The organism is Wolbachia pipientis (assembly GCF_023661085.1).
Classification (GTDB): domain Bacteria; phylum Pseudomonadota; class Alphaproteobacteria; order Rickettsiales; family Anaplasmataceae; genus Wolbachia.
The window spans coordinates 10,219-11,837 of record NZ_JAHDJT010000026.1; the positions used below are offsets into that span (position 1 = coordinate 10,219).

General features: G+C 36.0%; 1 protein-coding gene. It reads left to right on the forward strand.

Annotated elements, in window-relative coordinates; genetic code table 11:
• Positions 1-1,260, forward strand: a 1,260-nt coding sequence (locus DM84_RS01830) for a pyruvate dehydrogenase complex dihydrolipoamide acetyltransferase (protein ID WP_250778020.1), incomplete at its 5' end; no start/stop codon positions are given.
• Between the last annotated feature and the right edge of the window lie 359 nt (positions 1,261-1,619).

A 1,619-nucleotide genomic window follows, 5' to 3' on the forward strand; every position in this document is an offset into this window, starting at 1 on the left:
AAGTGGTGTAAAAAAGAGCAGGATAGAGTTGAAGTAGGTGATGTAATTGCTGAAATAGAGACTGATAAAGCCATAATGGAGTTTGAGTCTGTGGATGAAGGGGTTTTAGCAAAAGTTCTAGTACCGGAGGGAGCAAGTGGCGTGCCTGTAAATCAACCAATAGCTCTAATGCTAGAAGAAGGAGAAGATAGTAGTGCACTTGATCCAGCTTCTACTACCAATGTTGAAGCTAAGAAAGAAGTTGAGGCACACTCTTCAACGTCATCCAATTCTTCAGCTTCGTTCAACCCTTCAACGTTATCTAATCCTTTAATGCCATCTGACTCTTCAGTGTCATCTAACCCTTCAGTGTTATCCCAGTGCTTGACACTGGGATCCAGAAAGGAAGAAAATACCAAAACAACGGAAGGTAGAATAAAAATAAGCCCATTAGCCAAGAAAATAGCTCAAAATGAAAATTTGGATATAAAGCGGCTAAAAGGTACCGGGCCATATGGCCGTATCATTAAAGCTGACGTATTGGAGTTTTTAGACAGTGGTGTACAAATTGAAAATCGTGAAAGATCGAGCGAAGACGTTATAGTCGAAGTAAGTAACATGCGCCAGGTGATAGCACAACGCCTGATTGAGTCTAAGCAGAATATACCACATTTTTATTTAACTGTAGACTGTCGGGTTGATAAGCTAATATCGCTCAAAAGCGAGATTAATTCAGCAGATGAAAACAATAAAGTAACAATTAATGATCTAATTATAAAAGCTGTGGCTTTCAGCATGAAAAAATTCCCTGATGTAAATTCTTCCTGGATAGATGATAAAATACTGAGATATGCAAATATAGATATTTCAATCGCCGTAGCACTTGAAGGTGGGCTGATAACTCCCATAGTAAAAGATGCTGATAAAAAAAGCGTTTTATCTATATCAAAAGAAGTGAAAGATTTAGTAAGCAGAGCAAGATCTGGAAAATTAAGACCTGAAGAATTTCAAGGAGGAGGGTTTACTATCTCTAATTTAGGTATGTTTGGTATAAAAACTTTCAGCGCTATAATTAACCCACCGCAATCCTGCATTATGGCTGTTGGTACATCTAAGAAACAGCCTATTGTTATCAATGAAAAAATAGAGATAGCAGAAATAATGATGGTAACACTTTCTGTTGATCATAGAACAGTTGATGGAGCACTCGGGGCAAGATTTTTAAACGCATTTAAGCATTATATAGAAAATCCTCTAGCGATGCTTCTTGAGTCTATGTAGACATTGAACTTTTTGCAAAACCATATCAGGTTATGCAAGAAGTCTGATGCAAACCAAGGTTAATTTATGGAGGTAATTAAACTAAAAATTAACATTCAAGTGTTACTATGTTTAACTGAAATTAAGGTAAATGTTATGGAACGAAGAAATCTGACAGCATTTTTAATGTAAGGAAAACGGGTAAAGACTTTTTAGAACAAACACTAACGAGTATAAGAAACAAGTTATTGATATTCAAAAGCACAATGACACAATCCAGGATACTACTTTAGTAATAGATATTTAAGAAATTTACTAAGTGAAGAAAAGGCAAAAGAAGCCCTGGCCGTTGTCTATTTTCAGTATTGGCGTTTTTATGT